The 20,609-nt window shown below is 73.0% G+C and carries 14 protein-coding genes; 2 read left to right on the top strand and 12 right to left on the bottom strand.

Going from position 1 to position 20,609, the window contains the following annotated elements; genetic code table 11:
• Positions 1-21 precede the first annotated feature (21 nt).
• Positions 22-798, top strand: a complete 777-nt coding sequence (locus tag O7621_RS12625; protein ID WP_282234132.1) for a hypothetical protein — start codon at positions 22-24, stop codon at positions 796-798.
• A gap of 248 nt (positions 799-1,046) precedes the next feature.
• On the opposite strand, the gene O7621_RS12620 is transcribed toward O7621_RS12625, so the two are convergent.
• The 5 genes from O7621_RS12620 to O7621_RS12600 form a co-directional block, all read right to left on the bottom strand.
• Positions 1,047-2,072: an acyl-CoA desaturase gene (locus tag O7621_RS12620; RefSeq protein ID WP_282234131.1), complete on the bottom strand. Its 1,026-nt coding sequence runs from the start codon at positions 2,070-2,072 to the stop codon at positions 1,047-1,049.
• Between the two features lie 177 nt (positions 2,073-2,249).
• Positions 2,250-5,732, bottom strand: coding sequence for a hypothetical protein (locus O7621_RS12615; protein WP_282234130.1), 3,483 nt, complete (start codon positions 5,730-5,732; stop codon positions 2,250-2,252).
• Positions 5,733-5,860: 128 nt separating this feature from the next.
• The gene (gene cutA, locus O7621_RS12610) at positions 5,861-6,181 is read right to left on the bottom strand and encodes a divalent-cation tolerance protein CutA (protein ID WP_123605207.1); all 321 of its coding nucleotides are present in this window, start codon (positions 6,179-6,181) and stop codon (positions 5,861-5,863) included.
• A 10-nt stretch (positions 6,182-6,191) separates the two neighbouring features.
• Positions 6,192-7,214 (bottom strand): 1-acyl-sn-glycerol-3-phosphate acyltransferase, encoded by a 1,023-nt coding sequence (locus O7621_RS12605; protein WP_282234129.1) that lies wholly within the window; start codon positions 7,212-7,214, stop codon positions 6,192-6,194.
• Positions 7,214-8,050 carry a patatin-like phospholipase family protein gene (locus tag O7621_RS12600; RefSeq protein WP_281553523.1) on the bottom strand — a complete coding sequence of 279 codons (837 nt, stop codon included), beginning with the start codon at positions 8,048-8,050 and terminating at the stop codon, positions 7,214-7,216. Before O7621_RS12600 ends, O7621_RS12605 begins: the two co-directional genes overlap by 1 nt.
• 203 nt (positions 8,051-8,253) lie before the next feature.
• Here O7621_RS12600 and O7621_RS12595 point away from each other — a divergent pair, with 203 nt between their 5' ends.
• Complete coding sequence (locus O7621_RS12595) at positions 8,254-9,771, top strand: serine/threonine-protein kinase (RefSeq protein WP_282234128.1); 1,518 nt, start codon at positions 8,254-8,256, stop codon at positions 9,769-9,771.
• 44 nt (positions 9,772-9,815) lie between these two features.
• On the opposite strand, the gene O7621_RS12590 is transcribed toward O7621_RS12595, so the two are convergent.
• The 7 genes from O7621_RS12590 to O7621_RS12560 form a co-directional block, all read right to left on the bottom strand.
• On the bottom strand, positions 9,816-11,186 hold the full coding sequence (locus tag O7621_RS12590) for an ABC transporter ATP-binding protein (RefSeq protein WP_282234127.1): 1,371 nt from the start codon (positions 11,184-11,186) through the stop codon (positions 9,816-9,818).
• A gap of 124 nt (positions 11,187-11,310) precedes the next feature.
• Entirely contained in the window at positions 11,311-12,150 is an 840-nt protein-coding gene (locus O7621_RS12585; RefSeq protein WP_282234126.1) for an Os1348 family NHLP clan protein, read from the bottom strand.
• A 333-nt stretch (positions 12,151-12,483) separates the two neighbouring features.
• Positions 12,484-15,993: a cyclic nucleotide-binding protein gene (locus O7621_RS12580; protein WP_282234125.1), complete on the bottom strand. Its 3,510-nt coding sequence runs from the start codon at positions 15,991-15,993 to the stop codon at positions 12,484-12,486.
• Between the two features lie 127 nt (positions 15,994-16,120).
• Positions 16,121-16,576, bottom strand: a complete 456-nt coding sequence (locus tag O7621_RS12575; protein ID WP_282234124.1) for an SRPBCC family protein — start codon at positions 16,574-16,576, stop codon at positions 16,121-16,123.
• Between the two features lie 120 nt (positions 16,577-16,696).
• Entirely contained in the window at positions 16,697-18,199 is a 1,503-nt protein-coding gene (locus O7621_RS12570; protein WP_282234123.1) for a trypsin-like peptidase domain-containing protein, read from the bottom strand.
• A gap of 62 nt (positions 18,200-18,261) precedes the next feature.
• Complete coding sequence (locus tag O7621_RS12565) at positions 18,262-19,878, bottom strand: HAMP domain-containing sensor histidine kinase (RefSeq protein WP_282234122.1); 1,617 nt, start codon at positions 19,876-19,878, stop codon at positions 18,262-18,264.
• The gene (locus O7621_RS12560; RefSeq protein ID WP_282234121.1) at positions 19,875-20,576 is read right to left on the bottom strand and encodes a response regulator transcription factor; all 702 of its coding nucleotides are present in this window, start codon (positions 20,574-20,576) and stop codon (positions 19,875-19,877) included. Before O7621_RS12560 ends, O7621_RS12565 begins: the two co-directional genes overlap by 4 nt.
• Positions 20,577-20,609: the final 33 nt, after the last annotated feature.

Genomic DNA, 20,609 nt, shown 5'->3' with positions numbered 1-20,609 from the left:
ATCTTCATGCACATTCGACGGTTGACGCACGCCGGAATCGGCGTCGTCGCCGCGCTCTCGCTCGCGGTCTCCGGCTGCGGCGGCACGGCTGACACCGACGCACCCGCCACCGACAGCAGCGCCGAGTCCGGTGCCGCCGACAACCGGGGTGACGCCACGGAGGCGATCGCCGCCGCCACCGCGAAGAGCACCGAGGAGAGCGCCCGGCTCACCATGAGCCTGGGCACCGAGGCCGACGGCGTTCTGATGGAGGTCGTCGGCGACGTCGACCCGGCCGGCGAGAAGTCGAACATCGAGATCAACATGGGTGCCGACGGCGACACGGTGAGCATCGTCCTTCGCCAACTCGGCACCGACATCTACATGCAGCTCGGCGGCACGGACATGGACGAGCTCGCCGACGTGTGGATGAAGTCGGACACGTCGAAGCTTCCCGCTGGTGCCGGCTTCAGCATGATGCCGACCGGTGACCCGGCCGAGATTATCGGCAGCGTCGCCGACGCCGAGTGGTCCACCGACACCGAGATCACCGGCACGATCGACATGACCAAGTCGCCGAGCGCCGACGAGGAGATGCTCGCCGATCTGGGTGACGCCGCCAAGGCGGTGCCGTTCACCGCGACGCTCGACGCCGAGGGCCGGCTGGTCGAGATGGTCATCGACCTGGAGAGCGTGTCGGCCACCTCCGGCACCATCACCATCGGGTACGCCAACTTCGGCGAGCCGGTGACCGTCGAGAAGCCGGACGGCGAGATCATCGACATGTCGGACGACATGCTGGACCTGTTCGACGTCTGAACCGACCGGCAGAGCAGTCTGACCGGCAGAGCAGGTACGACCGGCAGGTAGCGAGTCCGACCGACGGTGCGGGGCCACCCACTGGGTGGCCCCGCGCTTGCTACCCGGCGATCATCATGATCACTTGATGCTGAGCTGGGCGACACGCCGGCAGCAGACCGAATTTTCGTCAAGTGATCATGAGTGCGGCGGCAGCCGGGTGGGTCAGCGGCGGCAGCCGGGTGGGTCAGCGGCGGCAGCCGGGTGGGTCAGCGCAGCGGCTGGCCGACGGAGTGCAGGTGGCGCAGCGCCTCGGCGTACGAGTCGATCAGACCGGCCTCGGTGTACGGCAGGCCACGTTCCTGGCAGTAGCCGCGCACGATCGGTTGGGCGTACCGCAGATGCGGCCGCGGCATGCTGGGGAACAGGTGGTGCTCGATCTGGTAGTTGAGCCCACCGAGCAGTACGTCGACGAACCAGCCGCCGCGCACGTTGCGGGAGGTCAGCACCTGCTTGCGCAGGAAGTCCAGGTCGTCGTCGGGGCCGAACATCGGCATCCCCTTGTGGTTCGGCGCGAACGCGCACCCCATGTAGAGACCCCACAGCGCCTGATGCAGCACGATGAAGGCCACCGCCCGCAGCGGCGACAGCACCGCGAAGACGATCCCGAGGTACACGGCGGTGTGCACCGCCAGCAGCGCCCCCTCCACGGCGCGCCGCTTCACCGGGCCGTTGATCACCGCCTGGATGCTGGCCACCCGCAGCGACAGGCCTTCGAGCAGCAGCATCGGGAAGAACAGGTACGCCTGCCGGCGGGCCAGCCAGCGGCCGAAGCCCCGGGTCGCGGCGGCCTGCTCCTCGGTCCAGACCAGCGCTCCGGCTCCGACATCCGGGTCGTCGTCGACGTGGTTCGGGTTGGCGTGGTGCCGGGTGTGCTTGTCCATCCACCAGCCGTAGCCGAGCCCGACCCCGAGATTGCCGAGCAGCAGGCCGGCGGTCTCACTGGTCCGACGGGTGCGGAACATCTGCCGGTGTCCGGCGTCATGACCGAGGAACGCCACCTGGGTGGCGGCGACCGCCAACCCGACGGCGGTCAGCAACTGCCACCAACTGTCCCCGCCGGCCAGCAGTACCGTCCAGCCGGCCAGATACGCCCCGACGGTCAGCACGATCCGGGCGGCGTACCAGGCTGGTCGGCGGTCCAGCAGCCCGACCTGACTCACCCGCCGTGACAGGTCGGCGTAATCGCTGCCCCGCGGGCGGGGGTCGGGGCGGGTGGGCGCGGCAGCAGTCATCGAATGCCTTCCGTGGCTCTCCCGGCCCGTCGGGGCCGGCGATTCGGGGGGGGTGGTGCCGGGGCACTGGCGGTGCCGGAGATGGCCGGGTCAGCGGCGTTTCCAGTCTGCGGGGATCCGCCGCACGGGGTAATCCTGTCTGCCCCCGGAACCCGGGTGACGCTAGCCCCCTCCCGGTCAGGTCATCCGGCCGACAACAGTACGCAATCTGCGCAGATCCCGGCGACGGCGCTCGTAGGTGACCGCCAGAGTGATCAACGCCAGGCCGCCGACGGCCAGGAAGCTCCACCGGGGCAGCAGGTCCCAGACGGCGACGAGTTCCCGCACCGCGAGGACCGCCAGCACCGCACCGCCGATCATGACTGGGGCCTGCCGGCGGTACGCCGCACCGAGCAGCACCGCCGCCACCGCCCCGGCCCCGAGCAGCAGCCGGCGCACCGGCTGACCGTCGGCGACCAGCACCGAGCCGAGGCTGGGCAGCAGGGCGGCGGCCAGGCCGGGGGCGTACCCGAGCCAGCTGGACCGCTGCGGCTGGGCGCGCAGGGTCAGCCAGCCGACGCCGAGCGCGGCCAGGGCCACCGGCAGCGTGTACGCCTCGGCCAGCGCCACCTGCTCGCTGGTCAGCAGCAGCCACCAGGCGAAGATCTCGCTGGTCAGGGCCATCATGGTCAGCACCCACGGCCGGTGCGGCACCGCCTGCCGTTCGCCTGGCCGCAGCGGCACCGGGTGGACGGTTGCCAGCAGTGCTCGGACACCCAGCACGACGCCCCACAGGGTGCATACCCCGGCGGCGTACCGGGCCGAGCCGACTGTCATCAGCAGGGCCGCGCCGGCGGCGGCGTGCCCGGCTACTTCGACGCCGATCGACTCGGCCCGCCCCCGTACGCCCCCGGCGGCCGACCGGAGGGTCAGCACCGTGCCGACCGCCATGGCCAGCGCGGCGACGGCGAGGACCGCGTACCCGCCGACCCGGACCGGCAGGTCGGCGGCGCGCACGGCGGTCGCGGCGAGGACACCGCCGGCGACCACAGCGACGATCCCGCCAGCCACCCGCACCGGGGTACGGCGACCCGCCGCGCCGATTCCGGCGGCGCACGCCACCACGGCGGCCAGCGCGGTCAGGGTGGCGACCCGGGTGGGCAGCAGTCCGGCCAACCCGGCCCCGGCCAGCGGGGCACCGACCAGCAGGGTGACCGCCACCTGCGGTGCGGCGGTGGACCGGGCGGCGACCACCAGCCCGGCGAGTCCGGCGGCGAGGCTGATTGCCGGCACCACCGGCCACGGCGTACCGGCGCTGGCCAGGGCGGCCAGCAGGGCGACCAGCGCGACCGGTCCGCCGGCCAGCATCGCGTACCGGGCCCGGTGCCCCGCGACGGCTGCCACGGTGGCGGCGGCGAGCACGGCCAGGGTGACCGCCCCGGCGGCGGGGACCGACACCGGCAGCGCCGGGCCGAGTCCGGTCCCGGCCGGTACGCCGGCCCAGCTGGCGTCCAACCAGCGGTACGGGGTGAGCAGCAGCGACGCCAGCACCGGCAGGGTGCTGACCGCCGCCGGCAGCGCCAGCACCGCAGCCACGCCGGTCAGCAGCAACCGCAGCACGCCACGGGGGACGAGGGTCGCGGCGACGGCCAGCAGCAGCGCCGCCGCGGCGGCGTACCCGCCGGTGGACTCCCCCGGCATGTACGGCACGGCGCCGACGGCCGGAGCGACGAGGGTGCCGACGACGGTGACCGGCAGCGCAGCCCCGGCGTACCAGAGGTATCCGGGCCACCAGCGGCGGACCGCGACCAGCGCGACCGGCAGCCCGATGGCGGCGGCTGCCCCGGCGCGGGCCGGCCAGCCCGCCGACGGGTCGAGGGTGTGCACGGCGAGCGCGACGAGCGCTGGCCAACCGGCGACCGCGACGGCGACGCCGAGGCCGCCGATCGGGGCCTGCCACCAGAGGGCTCCGGGGCGCTGCACGGCGTGGCGGGCGACGGCGGCGACGGCGAGCGCCGTGCCGACGACGACCGCGACGGCGGTCGCGGCAACGGCCGGTCGGCCGGCGCTGACCAGCAGCGCGTGGCCGGTCAGCAGGACGGCGACGGCCGCGCCGGGCAGCGCGACGGCGGCATTGCGCGACCTGGCGGCCCGTAGCGCCGCCACCGCCCCACCGGCCAGGCCGCCGACGGCGACCGCCCACCACGGCGCCGGGACCGCCGCCGGTACGGTCAGCAGCACGGTGGCGGCCCCGACGGTGAGCAGCACCGGCCGGACCGCCCGGGGCAGCAGCAGAATCAGCGCGCCGGTGACCGCGACGACGGCGAACGGCAACTGCCAGTCCCCGGACGCGTCGACCGGGCCGGCACCGGCCCGCCACAGCGGGCGGGCCGCCGCGATACTTTCGGCGGCGACGGCCAGAGCGGTCAGCAGTACGCCGGCCCCGAGCAGACCGGTCACCAGGAGTGCACCCGCCCACGGCCCGGTACGGACCACCGCCGGCAGCCGGCCGCGCAGGTACCGGCCGGCGAGGGCGAGCCCGACGGCGGTGCCGGCGACGATGGCCAGCGCCCGCGACGGTGCCGGTTCGGTGCCGGCCCGGACCATGGCGATGGTCACCGCCGGCGCCAGCCCGGCCAGGCTGATCGCCAGCAGCGCCTGCACCCGGGTGAGCCGGCCGGCGACGACCAGCACGGCGGCGACGGCCAGTAGCGGCAACCCGGCCAGGGCGGGAGCGCCGGACGGGTGGCCGAGGATGACTGCGGCCAGGGCGGCGATCCCGGCGGCGGTCAGCGCCGCACCGACGGCCGCCCAGCCAGTGATCCGCAGCGCCAACCGGGCCGGCGGGGTGAGCGCGATCATCGCCAGGGTACCCAGGGCGGTGCCGAGCAGCAGCAGGGTGGTGCCGGCGGCGTCGGCGTGCAGGTCGACGGCGAGTAGCGGCAGCACCGGCTGCGCGGCGAGCAGGGCAGCGAAGCGGGCCGCGGCCAGGCCGGTCATCAGGTGGTAGCTGGCGGCGGCCAGCACGGTGACGGCGAACGTGGCGGCGGCGTACCGGGCGGGCGGCAGATCAGCGGCGCCGAACAGGTCGACGTAGCGAGCGGCGTAGCCGTCGAGCAACACCAGCAGCAGCCCGAGCGCGGCGAATGTCTCGGCGGTGCCGCGCAGGCCGCGCCAGTTGGCCAGCGGCGGCAGGGCGAGCAGTACGGCGGTGACGCCGGCCAGGATCGCGGCCCGGCCGCCGACGCCGACGCTGGCCCAGGCGACCGCGGTGAAGACGATCGCTGCGGTGCCGAGCAGCAGTCCACCGAGGACGAAGAGGATGGTCTGCACGGTACGGGTGGAGGTCTCCGGCCGTGGTGGCGGGCCGTCGGCTGGTGCGGCCGCCGACGCGGCGGTCGGGCGGGCCGGTGGGACGGTCGTCGCCCGTACCGCCGCCTGGACCTGGACTGCCAACTGCTGCCGGCGGACCTGCGCGGCGTGCAACTGCCCACTCAGCGTGGTCCACGCGTACCGAGCCTGTTCGACGCGGGCGGCCAGCCCGGCGATTTCGCCGTCGAGCCGGATCACCTCGGCTGCGGTTGGGTCGGGCCCCCGGCCGCAGCCCGGGCAGCCGGCGGCGAGGCTCGCCGGCGTGCCGCAGGCTGGGCACGGGTAGTGAGCTTTCGCGGTACTGCTCATGACCGCATCGTCGTCGCCCGGCCGGGGTGACCGACAGAGTTCGGGTACTCAGTCCGACCGAGCGGACGACTCAGGTGCGGACGGTTCAGGGCAGCTAGCCGACCACGAATGGAAGGCTGAGGAACAACTCAGGGACGGGTGTGGTCGTACACCCACCGGGCGTAATCGGGATTGCCGGCTTCGATGACGGCAACCAGGATCTCGGGTACGTCGTAGGGGTGCGCGGTGCGCAGATAGGTGACCAGTGGGTCGCTACGGTCGGTGGCGGTCTTGAACTGCACAGACCACTCCTTCGTGGTCTCCACCCGGCCTTCCCACCAGTAGGTGCTGGCCACCGGACCACCGATCTGGGCGCAGGCGGCGAACCGGCCGGCCACCGCGGATGCGGCAAGCACCTCGGCGACCGAACGGGCATCCACCACCGTCGTCACAACGGAGATTTGATCCACAGGGCGAACCCTACGCCCTCAAGGTGTCCGAGCGGTTCTTCTCGATCCACAAATCGATCCGCGCCCACCAGTCGTAGAGCCACTCGATGCGTTCGTCACGGCCGGCCGGGATCTCCTCGGGCGGCACCGACCAGAACCGCATCACGATCCGTTTGTCCATCGGCAGTTCCCGCCACACGTCGGCGCCGGTCAGCATCCGGTCCAAACCGGTGTGCGCGACGAAGATGACGCCGGCGTCCGGGGCCGCGTCCAGCGCGGCGAGCAGGCCGCCGGGGCGCGGTGCCAGAACGTGCCGCATCGACTCGGCGCGGGCCGCCATCCCGTGCAGTCCCAACGCGTGCAGCCGCTCGATCGCCCGGCTGCGCCGGCCCGGGGTGAAGTTGCCGCCCTCGGGGAAGATGACGAACGCGTCGTTGGCGTCCAGTCCGGTCGCCAGGTGTCCGATCTGGGTCTCGACCGGCTCGGCGCGGCTGTCGCCGGGGGCGATGAACCGGTTGGGCAACCGGTTTAGCAGCACGTCGATCGCCGGATCCCACTGCAGGGTCTCCTTCAGCACGATGCGCGGCTCCCGGTCGAACCAGTTGACCAGGCCGTGGATCAGGATGAACGAGTCGCCCGGGCCGGCGTGCCGGGAGACCACCAACTCGGGACGGCCGGGCAGGGCGGTGTCCGGGTCGGTGCCGACCACGTCGATACTCAGCCGCAACGCCCAACGGGCATGCCAGAAGAAGAACGTCAGGAACCAACCGGTCAGCACGTAGTGGGCGCGTTGAAACGCCGGGCTGCGGATCTTCCAGCCGCAGCCGGAGGCCAGCCAGAGTCCGAACAGGGCGATCAGAGCGGCGGTGTCCCACAGCAGATAGACCACGGCGACCCAGAACAGTCGCAACACCCGCAGCCGGCCGGGCACCAGCAGCGAGGCGGCAGCGGCCAGAAAGATCCAGAACGGCAGCGTGGTGAGCACCGCAGCGGCAAGCAGCGGTACGGCCGGGGCGAGCAGTGTCCGGCGTACCCAGCGGGGTGGCAACGGCATCAGCAGCCGGCCACGTTGGTCTTGAGGTAGCGCCGGGAGGCGGTGTAGGCGCGGCTGATCCGGCGGCCGACAGCGGTCATGTCCCGATACGCCCAGGGTGTGTCGTCACGTGTCTCTCCCCCACCGGTCGGCAGTACGTGCACCTCCACATCGTGACCGAGCGCCGCCAGTTCCCGGGCGAACCGGTGCCGGCGGGCGATCTCGAAGGCGACCTGGGCGACCTCCCAGGGCCGCCGGGGCGCACTGAGTGGCCGCTCGATCCGGCCGACCTGGAGCACGAAGACGCGCTTCGCCCCGGCTTCGACGGCCTTGCCGATCGGGATCGAGTTGACGATCCCGCCGTCAATGAAGTGCTCGCCGTCGATCTCGGCCGGGGGCAGCAGGCCGGGCACCGCGGCCGAGGCGAGCACCGCCGGCACCACCGGGCCGGTGTCGAACCAGTGTTCGGCGGCGCGTTCGATGCTGGCGGCACAGCAGTGGAACGGCACGGCCAGGTCGGCGAAGGTGGTGGTCTCGCCCAGTTCGGCCGCCAGCAGCCGGCGCAGTGGTCGCGGCGAGTGCAGGTGGGTACGGGCGGCGAACCGGCGCAGCTGGCGGGCCATCGAGTCGCCGTACACCTCGCTGGCCTCCGGGGAGGCCCAGAGCCGTACCAGCCGCAGGGTGACCGCCTCGGAGGGGTCGGCGGCGACCAGTACGCCGTTGACGGCGCCGATCGAGGTGCCTACGACGAGATCGGGCTCGATGCCGGAGCGGAACAGGGCGCGCAGCATGCCGACCTCGACCGCGCCGAGCACCCCGCCGCCGCCCAGCACGAAGGCGACCGGACCGTTGACCATGGCGTTCATCCTGGCACGGGCCCGATGGCCGCCGGTCGGGGTCGGCTCGCCGCCCAGGCTCGGTCAGTATTACCGGCTCATCGGCAATCCTGACCTATGTCGGGTTAAATGATAAATGTTCGCCTGTTTAACGTGCCGTTGACAGGACGTGCCAATTCGCGCAGCCTGATACGACCTCCACTCCCCAGGCAGGTGCGACAACGATGGCATCGCTGCAAGCGGGCGAACTGCTCGCCCGCAGGTACCGTCTCATCGACCGGATCGGTGCCGGCGGCATGTCGGTCATCTGGCGCGCCCGCGACGAGGTGCTCGACCGGGTGGTCGCGGTCAAGGTGCTCGCCGCGTCGTTGGCCGCCGACGCGCGGTTCCGCAGCATGGTGCGGGAGGAGGCGCGGTCCGCCGCCCAGCTGATCCATCCACACGTGACCGCGGTGCACGACTACGGCGAGGCGGTCGCACCGGACGGCACCGTCACCGCGTTCGTGGTGATGGAGCTGCTGTCCGGCGAGGAGCTGGACGCCCGGCTCACCGCCGGCCCGCTGGCCTGGCCGGCGGCGGTGGAGACCTGCGCCCAGGTCGCCGAGGCGCTGGCCGCCGCGCACCGGTTGGGCATCGTGCACCGCGACGTCACCCCGGCCAACATCATGATGACCTCGATCGGCGTCAAGGTGCTCGACTTCGGGATCGCCACCCAGATCGGTGCCCCCGACGAGGACGAGGAGGGCGAGACCTTCGGCACCCCGGCGTACGTGGCCCCGGAACGCCTCGACGGCCGACCGGCACAGCCCGCCACCGACGTCTACTCGCTCGGCGTCCTGCTCTACGAGACCCTCACCGGCCGGGTGCCGTACCCCGCTGACACCTGGGACGACCTGCACCGGGCACTCGATCAGGAGATCCCGCCGCTGACGGTGCCCGGACTGCCCACCCCGGTCGCCGAGATCTGCCTGCGCTGCCTGTCCCGGGACCCGCTACGCCGCCCCACCGCGCACCAGGTCGGCGCCGCGCTGCGGGACCAGTTGCTACCGGCCGATCCGCAGGCGGCGACCATGCTCGCGCCGACGATGACCCTGCCGACGATGGCCGGGTCCGACGCTGTGCCACCCGCCGACGCTGGGCCACCCGCCGACGCCGGGCCGCCGGCTGTCGACGGTCGACGGCGGGTCGGCCGGCTCGATTCCAAGGTCGCCACGCTACTGATGGTCGGCGCCGTCGCAGTCGCCGTGATCCTGCTGCTGCAGCCCGAGGTGCTGCGGCGGCCGGGCAGCGACCATCCGCCGCCCGCCGGGCAACCGCAGTCCACTGGTACGCCCGCCGATCCTGCCCCGCCGGCACAGCCGACCCAGCCGGGGCCGTCGGCGGACGCGCCGCCCACCGACGCGCCCGCCACCGGCGCCGCGCCGACCCCTGCAGCGACCGACACCGCACCGGCACCGACCGGACCGGTCGTTCCGACCGTCGACGAGGCGATCACCCTGCTCGGTCAGGTGATCGACGACGGGCTGGCGGACGGTGCGATCCGCCGCGACGCCGGCCTCGACCTGCAGAACCTGGTCCGGAACCTGCGGACGTCGTTGACCAGTGGCACCGCAGACATCGACCGGGACGTCGACCAACTGCGCCGCAAGGTGCGGATCCGCGCCGACGAAGGCGCGATCACCTACGCGTACGCCGACGAGCTGGACTCGGCACTGGACCAGTTGGCCGGTGCCGCCGTCTGACCGCCGGCAGCCACGGCACCAACCGGGTCGCGGGTACAGATGCGTCAGTGCAGGCGGATGCGGTGCCCGGAGCGGTCGAACAGCAGCAGCCGGTCCAGGTCCAGCGCCATGGTCATCGTCTCGCCGGGCTGCGGCGGTGCCGTTGCCGGCACCCGGACCACGACATCACCGTCACCGTCCGGTGGGTCGGACGGATCCGGCTCGTACACCGGGTAGAAGCCGTACCGGGTCCGAGCGGTCGGCGGCGGGTCCGGACGACGCTGCTGCGGAATCATCCGGGCGATGGTCTTCCGCAGCTGGTGCCGGGGCGGCGGATCCTCGGCCAGCAGCTCGGCCAGGTGGGTCTGCGGATCCGGCAGATCCAGCTGTGACTCGGCCGGGGAGGTGGGCAGGCCGCCGGTGTCCACCCAGACCAGTGCCTCGTGGCCGAGGTTCTCCACCGCCCGGACTGTGCCGCGCAGGGTGACCGAGAGCGTCCGGTCGGACCTGGCCGGGTCCGGGCCGTCGGGCCGCGCCGGGTCAGCGCCGGTCGGCGGTACGGGGTACAGCGCGTCGGCCCGCAACGCCACGGTGACGCGCTCGGTGTGGTGCTCGGCCAGCCGGGCCACCCGGGCGTCACCCACCGGCAACTCCAGCACCTGCGAACCGAGGTCGATCACCATCCGGTCCGGCTCGGCGTAGACCGCCCCCTGCAGCAGGCTGGTCCGTGGGGTGCCGAGGAACGCCGCGACAAACAGATTCGCCGGGTCACCGTACACCTGCTCCGGCGGCCCGATCTGCTGCAGCCGGCCCTTGCGGAGCACCGCGAGCTGGTCCGCCATGGTCAGCGCCTCGGTCTGGTCGTGGGTCACGTAGACGGTGGTCACCCCGTGCCGGCGGGCCAGCGCCGTCACATCGGCCCGCAACTCGGCGCGCAGCCCGGCATCCAGGTTGGACAGAGGTTCGTCCAGCAGGAACGCCTTCGGCTGGCGCACGATGGCCCGGGCCATGGCGACCCGTTGGCGTTGCCCACCGGACAGCACGGCGGGCTGCCGGTGCAGGTGTCCGGCGATGCCCAGCTCGGCGGCCACCTGCCGGATCCGCTGCTCCACCGCCGGGCCGTGACCCATACGCAGCGGAAAGGCGATGTTCTGGGCGACCGTCAGATGCGGGTACAGCGCGTAGTCCTGGAACACCATGGACACCTGTCGTCGCTGCGCCGACCAGCCGTCCACGACCCGGTCGTCGATCAGCACGTGCCCGGACGTCGGCGTCTCCAGGCCGGCGACCAGCCGCAGGATCGTCGACTTCCCGCACCCGGTCGGCCCGAGCAGCACCAGGAACTGGCCGGACGGGACCGCGAGACTCACCCCGTCGACTGCGACAGTGCCGTCGTCGAAGACCTTCGTCAGCCGGTCGGTGGCGATGGCGACCACGCGATCACCTCCTGACCCCATCGTCAGGCCCAGCAGCCATCGACGCCAGCCCCTGTCGACGGACGGCCCGCGACCGCCGGTGAGCGGTCGTCGGCGGCACCGCCGACGGCGACCGCCGGGAAGGTCAGCGCAGTTCCTCGGGGAGCCGCAGGTTGTCGCCGATCAGCCCGCCACCGACCGGGGGCGGGGCTGGCGGCGTGGGCGGGGGTGGTTCGGTGGGCGGAGGCTGGTTGGTGACGCTGCGGTCGAGCCACCCGTCGCCGTCGTCGTCGTAATGGGTCTGCTCGAAGAACCCGTCACCGTCAGTGTCGTACGCCGCGGAGTCGACCAGACCGTCGGCGTCGTCGTCCCGGCCGACGAAGTCGGCCCGGCCGTCGCCGTCCTGGTCAACCAGTATGTCCACCCCGCCGTCCGACCGTCCCCGGACGATGTGCCGGTCCCACTCGCCGTCGCCGTCGACGTCCACCCGGGTCCGGTAGTCCTCCGGCACCGCCGGCTCTACCGGCTGGGGTGCCGTGCCGAACCCAGCGGACCGGTCCGGCACCGGCGGACCGGCAGCCTCCGGCCGTGCCCCGAAGTCGCTGTCCGCCCCGGCCGGGCCGAAGCCGCTCTGCGCACCGGCAGAGCCGAAGCCGCTCTGCGCTCCAGCCGAACCGAAGCCGCTCTGCGCACCGGCAGAGCCGAGAGCCTCGTCGACGGCACCGGCCGCCGCGCCGATGTCGCCGAAGCCGCCCATCATTCCGGTCAATGGGCTCAGCAGCCCGAACGCGCTGGACTGGTTCGCCCGCGTCTCCACCGCCGCCGTCGGGCCGCCCGCGACACCGCCCATCTGGGTCCGCAGCAGCTCCTGCTCCTCGGCGGTGAGCTGGTAGCCGGCTAGCGCCGCCGTCGGGTCGGCTGCCAGCGCGGCGGCGAATCCAGGGTCGGTCAGCAGGCGTTCGAGCGCGGTGTCGAAGTCACTCATCACCGGTCCCCTCGTCGATGTCGCTCCAGGGTAGTCCGGGGCCACAATCCGCCACGAGCCCGGCGGCGTCCGGCGCGGGCTGCCGGTGACCAAATGTCTCCTCGATCAGTCCAGCTCCGGCATTGGTACAGGCTGCGGCCTGGGCCGGCAGGTGCCGCACTGCAACGCGTCCTCGACGACCAGCCCCTCCGCCCGTCCCCGCCGCTCCGACCGGTGCACCTCCAGCAGATACGGACCGAAACGGGCGTGGTCCTCACACACGCCTCGGCCGCAGAACCGGCAGCCACCCCGCGCCGCCTTCGGACAGAACCAACAGAGCACCTGTATTCCCCCTCAGCTGACATTCGTCGAGCCCACGGTTTCCTGGCACCCGGCAACGGCGACAGTGGCCACCAGCGGTTGGCTGCTGCGCCCACTGCGGTCGGTGGCAACCGCCCGTACGCTGAGCGACCCACCACCGTTCGGGGTACCTGAGTACTGCACCGGGCCGACCACGCCGTAGTAGATCGGGCCGTCCGGGCTCATGACGGCGCTGCCGTCGGCGAACCCGGTCCAGGAAAGCCTGACACTGACGCCGGGAGGATCTCCGACGACCCGCACCGAGGCGTCGGCGATGGTCAGGTTCGGGCCGCCACACGGGTTGCCGCCTACCGCCTGCCCTATCTGCCCACCTGGTGCCTTCACCCAGGTGATCACCAGGGCTGGTGGTGCGGTGGTCGGCGGCGGTGCGGTGGTCGGCGGCGGCCCGCTGGTCGGCGGTGCGGTGGTCTCCAGTGGCGTACTGGTCGGCGGATCGGTCGTCGGCGCTGCCGTGGTCGGTACCGGGCCGCTGGTCGGCGGCGGGCCGGGCGGGCTCGGCGGCGCGGCCGGGGTAGTCGGCTGCGGCTGCGGCTGGCGAGTCACGCCGGGGTTCGGCGCCGGGGCCGGCGTCGGCTGGCTGGTCGCGGAGAGATCCGGTGACGGGCTCTGCACCGTCGGTGATCCACTGGTTGCGCCCGGAGCAGGAGCACTCGGCGTGCCGCCGGGCGGGTCGACCACCCGGCCGTCACCGCAGCCGAGCTGCTCCCCGGTGGCCCGCAGAGACACCCCGTTACGCCGCACCTCGCCGAGCGACACCCGGGCTGTTCCGGCGTTCACCGCGAACCAGGCCTCGCCCCGGTTCGCCAGTACCGCGTCCTGGCTGATCACGGTCATCGCCAACGGTCGGAAGGCACCGGAGACGCTGGCGGTGTCGGCCAGGATCCGGCCCCGGTCCAGGGTCAGCTCCCCGCTGGGCGCGACCGGCCGGGTGCCGTCGCTCCACAGCGCCCCCACCTCGGCTTCAACCCAGGCGCAGAGCACCGTGGCGGCCCCGCCCCGAAAGACAAGTTCACCGGCAGACCGGTCGGCGACCTCGATCCGGTCCCCCTCGGCGACGTATGCCGCCGCACCATCGCGCAACGTCAACAGCCGCCCGCCGGCGGTACGCACCTCGACGGTGCCCCGCTCGGCCCGCAGCAGCGCCCGGTCGGCCGGCATCTCCGCCCAGGCCGGCCCGGGCAGCAAGTTGCCGCCGCTGATCAGCAACGCGAACAGCAGCAGGAGCAGCACCAGCCACCACAGCCGGCGCTCGAACCGCCGGTCCACCCGGTCGTCGGCGTCCCCCGGTGGCGGCGGGCCGGGCGGGGCGGCCAGCGGTGGATAGTCGGCGGGCGGATGCACGCCGCTGGTCGGCGGACCGCCGCGTACCGTCGCCGCAGCGGCCTCGGCCACCTGTGACGGTGCCGCGCCGAGCAGCATCGGCAGCCCGGCGACGGCTGGCAACTGCCACAGCCGGGTCTGCGTACGGGTGGTCGCGACCACGTCCGGCGGATCGGCGCCGACCGGGCCGATCATCGTGCCCCGGCGCAGTTCGAGGCCGTCCATCAGAGCGATCACGCCCGATTCGAGGACCACCGCGTCGTACGGGCCGGACAGTCGGACCGGCGCGCCGGGCGGCAACGACACCGGCCGGGCACGGGACACCAGTCCCAGCCGGTCCTCCGGGGTCAGCCCGGCCAGCGCGGGGGTCTCGGCGAACAGCGACTCGGCGGCGGACCGGTCGGCCGGCGGCGGACCGGGCAGCGGGCCGACGACCGTGGCGACCGCAGTCGGCGGCACCGCCAGCAGCGTCGTACCGGCGGTACGCCAGGTGAGCGTGGCCGGCGTACCGGTCAGGGCGCTGGCCAGACCGACCAGACCGCCCGGTCCGAGCCGCTGCCGGACCGTGCCGGCCGGGTCACTGGGCGCCCGGCCCTCCACCGCGCCGTCGACCACGACGTAGACCGCCGGTTGGGCGGCGCCGGCGGTGACGAGTTGCTGACCGGTACGCGGGTGCACCCAGCGCGCCTGGGCGGCGAGCCGGTTCAACGCGCTGGCCGGCAGTGTCCGCAGCGCGCTGGCGCGCAGCGCGTCCAGCCGCCGTGGGGTGTCGCTGGCGTGCCGCCGCTCGGCGAGCGCGCCGCGCAGCCGCCGCCAGCGCTGGGCCAGCCAGCCGGCTGCCAGGTAGACCAGCGGGGCGGCGAGGCCGGCGACCACCGCGGCGAGCAGCAGCCGGGCCGGCCACCCGGACCGCCACAGGCCGAGGACCAGGCCGGCGACCCGGTCGGTCCAGATCCGCCAGAACAGGTTGACCGCGATGACCACCCAGAGCACGGCGAGCGTCCCGTACAGGGCGACCAGCCGGCCCTCCCGGTCCAGCGCCGACCAGCGCGGGCCGCGCCGGCGCAGCCGGCCGACGACGTAGGCCAGGCCGCGGGTGCGCAGGTTCGGGATCTCCAGCCAATCCATCAACAGGTAGTAGCCGTCGAGAGCGAGGAACGGGTTGAGGTTGAACAGGGCGTTCAGATACCAGGCGAAGGCGAGTTTGAACGTCCACGGCGCGGCGGCCGGAAAGATCAGCCCGACGATGCCGGCGACGCCGGCCAGCACCAGCCCGGCGGCCGGCCCGGCGGCCGTGGTGATCAGTCGTTGCCGGCGGCCGGCCAGCCAGACATCGGTGGTATCGACGAAGACCGACGGGATGCCGAAGTAGATGAGGAACCCGGCGGCCGGCACCCGGCGGCCGGCGTGTTTGGTGGCCAGGGCGTGACCGAGTTCGTGGCAGGCGAGAGCGACGACGTTCAACCCGAGCAACACCGCCGCGCCGGCCGCGTACGACCCGCCGGTGAGGAAGACTGCCTGCTCGCCGCGCCACCAGGTCCAGCAGAACGCGGCGAACCCGGCCAGCGCGACGACGGCCAGTAGCACCGCCGCCAGCCGGGTGAACAGGAAGCGCCCACCGCCCCGGTAGAGGGCGCCGACCAGCGGGTCGACGTCGGCCAGCACGGTACGCCGGCCCTGCGCCACGGCCAGCAGGGTGCGGCCGAACCGCAGCGGCCACGGCCGGCGGTGCACCCGGGCCAGCGGTCGGAACGCGTCGACCGGCAACTCGGCGAGCATCCGGTTGCCGGCCAGGTCGGCGACGACCCGGGTGACCTGGTCGGGGGCGAGCCGGCCGGCGATCCGGGCGAACTCGGCAACCAGCCGGGCGACCGTACGGCTGCCGTCCATCAGCTGGGCGAGCCGCCACTCATCCGGGGCCAGCCGCAGGTAGCAGGCACCGCCGCGGCCGTCCGGCGAGCGGAGCATCACGTACGGCATCCCGCGTACCGAGGTCAGCTCGACGTGTTCGATGCCGGACCGCAGCACCGGCCGGGCCCGGGCCGGGTTGAGCCGTTCGACGACGGCACCCCACAGCCCGGCGTCGGCCGGGGCGACCGGCTGGCCCGGTGCCCGGCCGGCCAGGGCCTCCCACACGCTCATCCTGGTCTCGACGACCGTCACTGTGCCTGCTCCTCCGCCGCTACTTGCGGCTGCAGGTTAGACCGCCTTGTCGACCGCGCGCGACTGCTCAACCGCTTCCGGACAGCATGTCGTGCGGAAAAAGTCCCGTCGATCGACTACGCCGGGGTCAGCCGCTCATCCTTTCGGCCAGGGTACGGGCCCGGAACATCTGCACCCGCTTGGCCGTGCGCACCACATAGGAGCGCAGCAGGGCCGGCATGGTGAGACTCACAGTGACGGTGACCGCCGATCCGGTGCCGTCGGGCTCGGTCTCCATCACGAACCGCACCGATACCCGCGCCGGGCTGCGTACCTGCATCACGAGCCGGCGACCCGGATCGGTCTCGGTCTGCCGGACGTGCAGGATGTTGTCGTACCGCAGCGGCCCGACGATCTTGAACCGCTCCACCGCGACGTACCGCAGCACGGTGTGGCCGTCGGCGTCGGTGCTCCGCTCGATGTCACGGACCGCGACGATCAGCGGCGAAAGCCCGATGTGGTTGGCCGGGTCGGCCAGGTGGGCGTGCACCCGGTCCGGTGCCGCCGCGACGGTGAACCGGTCGGTGAAGGTCTCGGTGCGCACGCCGGGGAAGGTAGCGAACGCCAGGGAGGAAGCGAACGGCGGGCGGCGTGACCAACCCCCTTGGTCACACCACCCGCCGCTCTTTTCGGGGGAGGCAGGTCCATCTGTGTCACATTGCGGTCACGGCGCGTCGACCAGGGTCGCGGAGGCGGTCCGCGCCTCGCCGTCGCGCTCGTAGGTGATCTCGATCTGTTCCCCGACCTGGCCCGACTGCACCGCCGCGACGAGATCATCCGAGTCGTTCACCGGGGTGTCGCCAATCTGCACGACCACGTCGCCCTGGGCCAGGCCGGCCTGGTCGGCCGGGCTGCCGTCCTCGACCGCCGCGATCAACGCGCCGCCCTCGTCGGCCGCGGTCACACTCACCCCGAGGTACGGGTGGCTGACCTCTTCGCCGGCCATCAGCGCTTCGGCCACGTCGTTGGCCTTGTTGCTGGGGATCGCGAAGCCGACCCCGATGTTGCCCTCGCCCTGACCGGAGGTGGCGATCGCCGTGTTGATGCCGATCACCTCACCGTTGGTGTTGACCAGGGCGCCACCGGAGTTCCCCGGGTTGATCGGGGCGTCGGTCTGCAACAGCCCGGACATCGAGCTGACCTGACCCCCGCCGCCGAACGGGCTCTGCTGCTGGCCGCCACCCACCGAGATGGTGCGGTCCTGCGCGCTGATGATCCCGGCGGTCACCGAACCCTGCAGACCCAGCGGGCTGCCCAGGGCCAGTACGGTGTCACCGACCCGCATCGTGCTGCTGTCGCCGAGGGTCGCCGGGGACAGCCCGTCCACGTCGTCGACCTTGACCACGGCCAGGTCGGTGCGCGCGTCGGTGCCGACCACGCCGCCGGACGCGGAGCCGCCGTCGGCGAAGTACACGGTGACCGATCCGCCGCGCGCCGACTCGACGACGTGGTTGTTGGTCAGGATGAAGCCTTCGGCATTGAGCACCACACCCGAGCCTTCACCGGAGCCGGTGGAGATGGACACCACGCTGTCCTGGACGGCGTCGGCGATCTCGGCGAGCGACGAGCGGTCGATCACCGGTGCCGCGCTGCCGCCGCCGTTGCTGCCGGTCTGCACCGCTGGCGCCGCGCCGCCGTTGTCGAAGGCAGCGACGACCGCACCGCCGACCGCGCCGGAGCCGAGCATCAGGGCGAGGACGACCGCCGAGCCGGCGACGATCCGACCGAGCCGGTTCGGCCGCTGGGCGGCGGCCTGGGCGGCGGCGCCGGGCGGCGGCGACCAGCTGACGTGCGGCTGGCTGTAGCCGTGGCCGGCGTACGGCTGACCATGGCTCCACTGCCCGTGCTGGCCGTGCCCGTACGGCACCTGGGCGTAGCCGGGGGCGTACGGGCCGGCCTGCGGCTGGCCGCTGAGCGGCGGTCCGGTGACCGGCTGCGCCGACGTGGGAGTCACGGACGCGGGCGCCTCAGACGCGGGTGACGTGGGCGCGGGCTGGGCCGGCGCGGGTGAGCCGGCGTACGGCTGGTTGGTCGGCGTCCAGTCGGTGGACGGACGACCGACGGCCGGGTCGGGCTGGCCCGACCCGGCAGGGGCCTGCCAAGGGCTGGCCGGCGGTTGAGCCTTGTCCGACGGCTCCGCCGGCGGCGTGGTCTCGTGCTCGCTCATGTGTTCAGATTGCCCCCCGGCACTTTGACGCACCTGATTTCCGGCTGAGGTTTCGCTGAAAATCATGATCCGTCGTCGTCGATGGGAGGCGGGTCGACGAGGTCGGTGTCGGCCAGCGGCAACCGGACCTGGAAGGTGGCACCCTCGCCAGGCCCGCTGTGCACCTCGACGGTGCCCGAGTGAGCAGCGACGAGGGCGGCGACGATCGCCAGCCCGAGACCGGTGCCGGTCGGCCGTTCCGCGCTGCGGGTACGGGCGGCGTCGGCCCGGTAGAACCGCTCGAAGACCCGTTCGGACTGCTCCGGGGTGAGACCGGGCCCCTCGTCGGCTACCTCGACCGTGGCGAACCCCGGCTCGGTGGCCCGCAACCGCAGGGTGACCGGCGTGTCGGCCGGGGTGTGGTTGATCGCATTGGTCACCAGATTGCCGATCACCTGACGCAACCGGGCGTCATCGCCCAGCACCACCAGCCGGCCGGCACCGGGCCCGATGTCCAGCTCCACCCGGCGCTGCGGGTCGACCGCCCGGGCCGCCTGCACAGCGTCGCTGGCCAGCACCGGCAGCTCGACCGGCGCCAGATCCAACGGGCGTTCCCGGTCGAGGCGGGCCAGCAGGAGCAGGTCCTCCACCAGCAGACCCATCCGGGCCGCCTCGTCTTCGATCCGGCGGACCAGCCGGGCCGCTTCCTGCGGCGACGCGGCGGCGGCCCCCTGCCGGTACAGCTCGGCGAAGCCGCGGATGGTGGTCAACGGGGTGCGCAGCTCGTGCGAGGCGTCGGCGACGAACTGGCGCATCCGCTCCTCGGACCGGCGGGCCCGGGTCTCCGAGGACTGGGCCGCGACGGCGGCTTCCCGGGCCGACGCCTCGGCCATCCGGGCCGCCCACTCGGAGCTCGCCCGCGCGGTGAACGCTGCCTCGATCTGGGTCAGCATCGCGTTGAGCGTGCGGGACAGCCGGCCCAACTCGGTCTGCGGCACGTGCGCGCCCGGCTCCGGGTCGGGCACCCGCCGGCTCAGGTCACCGGCGGCGATGGCCGCCGCGGTCTGCTCGATCTCGACCAGCGGCCGCAGGTTGGTCCGTACGATCGCGGCGCCGGCCAGCGCCAGCAGCGTCACCACTCCGATGCCGACCAGGATGTCGATCCAGACCAGCCGGCTGACCGCCCGGTCGACGTCGACGAGGCTCTGCCCGACCGCGATGACGTCGCCGGTGGGCAGCGCCGCGTAGAGCATCCGCCAGCGTGGGGCGCCGTTGCGGGCGTACACCGTCTTCGGCTCGCCCTGCAGCGCGGCGAAGCCGTCCCAGTCGGCCGGCCAGCGTGGCAGCTCGCCGGCGGCGATCCGGTCGTCGTCGTAGTAGGGCCCGCCAAGCGGGCCGTCCTGGTACGAGACGACCACCAGGTAGTTGGTCGGCAGCGGGGCGGTGACTGAGGCGCGCTGGTCCCACACCGGCAGGCGTTGCGCCTTGCTCACCTCGTCGCGCAGGCCCGTGACGTAGTCGCGCAGGTCCGTGTCGATCTGGTCGACCAGGTAGCTGCGCAGGAAGAACGCGCTGCTCACGCTGATCACCAGCAGCGCGGTGAGGACCAGGCTGAGCACCGACGTGACCAGCTTGACCCGCAGCGGTACGCCGCGCAGCCAGCCCGTCACCGGGGCGGGCGCCAGCGTCGGCCTGCTCACGCCGCTGGTTTGCGCAGCACGTAGCCGACGCCACGCAGGGTGTGGATGAGCCGGGGTTGGGTGTTGTCGATCTTGCGGCGCAGGTATGAGATGTAGGACTCGACGATGTTGTCGTCGCCCCGGAAGTCGTAGTTCCACACGTGGTCGAGGATCTGCGCCTTGGACAGCACCCGGTTGGCGTTGAGCATCAGGTAGCGCAGCAGCTTGAACTCGGTCGGTGACAGCTGCACCCGGCTGCCCGCCCGGTAGACCTCGTGGGTCTCCTCGTCCAGCTCCAGGTCGGCGAAGGTGAGCCGGGACGAGGTCTGACCGCCGTTGCTGGTACGTCGCAGCACCGCCCGGATCCGGGCGGTCAGCTCCTCCAGCGAGAAGGGCTTGGTGACGTAGTCGTCGCCGCCGAGAGTCAGCCCGCGGATCTTGTCGTCGGTGGCGTCCCGCGCGGTGAGGAAGACCACCGGGGTACGGGTGCCGGCCTCCCGCATCATCCGGATCACCTCGAAGCCGTCCAGGTCGGGCAGCATGACGTCGAGCACCACGAGGTCGGGCCGGCGCTCGCGGGCGGCGTTGAGCGCGGCGCTGCCGCTGGTCGCGGTGGTGACGTCGAATCCGGCGAACCGCAGACTGGCGGAGAGCAGTTCGAGGATGTTCGGGTCGTCCTCGACGACGAGCAGCTTCGCCTCGGTCTGCGATGCGGTCATGACCGCATCATCCCGGATCGGTCTGGGTTCGGC

This window comes from Solwaraspora sp. WMMD937 (assembly GCF_029581175.1).
GTDB lineage: Bacteria > Actinomycetota > Actinomycetes > Mycobacteriales > Micromonosporaceae > Micromonospora_E.
The sequence above is the reverse complement of the archived record's forward strand: the minus strand, read 5'-3'. Positions and strand labels throughout refer to the sequence as shown.

Bases quoted from the DNA above. Each gene is read 5' to 3' on its own strand.
- O7621_RS12620 (WP_282234131.1), bottom strand. From the start codon at position 2,072: ATGACTGCTGCCGCGCCCACCCGCCCCGACCCCCGCCCGCGGGGCAGC.
- O7621_RS12615 (WP_282234130.1), bottom strand. From the start codon at position 5,732: ATGAGCAGTACCGCGAAAGCTCACTACCCGTGCCCAGCCTGCGGCACG.
- O7621_RS12605 (WP_282234129.1), bottom strand. From the start codon at position 7,214: ATGCCGTTGCCACCCCGCTGGGTACGCCGGACACTGCTCGCCCCGGCC.
- O7621_RS12600 (WP_281553523.1), bottom strand. From the start codon at position 8,050: ATGGTCAACGGTCCGGTCGCCTTCGTGCTGGGCGGCGGCGGGGTGCTC.
- O7621_RS12595 (WP_282234128.1), top strand. From the start codon at position 8,254: ATGGCATCGCTGCAAGCGGGCGAACTGCTCGCCCGCAGGTACCGTCTC.
- O7621_RS12585 (WP_282234126.1), bottom strand. From the start codon at position 12,150: ATGAGTGACTTCGACACCGCGCTCGAACGCCTGCTGACCGACCCTGGA.
- O7621_RS12570 (WP_282234123.1), bottom strand. From the start codon at position 18,199: ATGAGCGAGCACGAGACCACGCCGCCGGCGGAGCCGTCGGACAAGGCT.
- O7621_RS12560 (WP_282234121.1), bottom strand. From the start codon at position 20,576: ATGACCGCATCGCAGACCGAGGCGAAGCTGCTCGTCGTCGAGGACGAC.